Source organism: Achromobacter sp. GbtcB20 (genome assembly GCF_019091095.1).
Taxonomy (GTDB): Bacteria; Pseudomonadota; Gammaproteobacteria; order Burkholderiales; family Burkholderiaceae_B; genus Achromobacter; species Achromobacter mucicolens.
Window position 1 is genome coordinate 1 of sequence record NZ_JAGXJZ010000357.1, and the last position, 332, is coordinate 332.

At 71.7% G+C, this 332-nt stretch carries 1 protein-coding gene; it reads left to right on the forward strand.

The features are described 5' to 3' along the window. Window positions 1-332, forward strand: a 332-nt coding sequence (locus KVT32_RS29310) for a YeeE/YedE thiosulfate transporter family protein (RefSeq protein WP_217619342.1), incomplete at both ends; no start/stop codon positions are given.

Consider the following 332-nt stretch of genomic DNA (forward strand, 5'->3'; position numbering starts at 1 on the left):
GTCGCCAGCTGGACCTACTGGTCGACCAAGGCCAACGCCGCCGCCCTGGCCGCGCCGATCTCGCAGGACATCACCTCCGTGATGGACATCGGCATCGTGCTCGGCGCCATGCTGGCCGCCGCCCTGGCCGGCCGCTACGCCCCGGTCTGGAAGCTGCCGCTGCGCTCCTTCCTCGCCGCCGTGGCTGGCGGCCTGCTGCTCGGCTACGGCGCCCGCCTGGCCTACGGCTGCAACATCGGCGCCTACTTCAGCGGCATCATCTCGGGCAGCCTGCACGGCTGGCTGTGGCTGGTGTTCGCCTTTGCCGGCAATGTCCTCGGCACGCGCCTGCG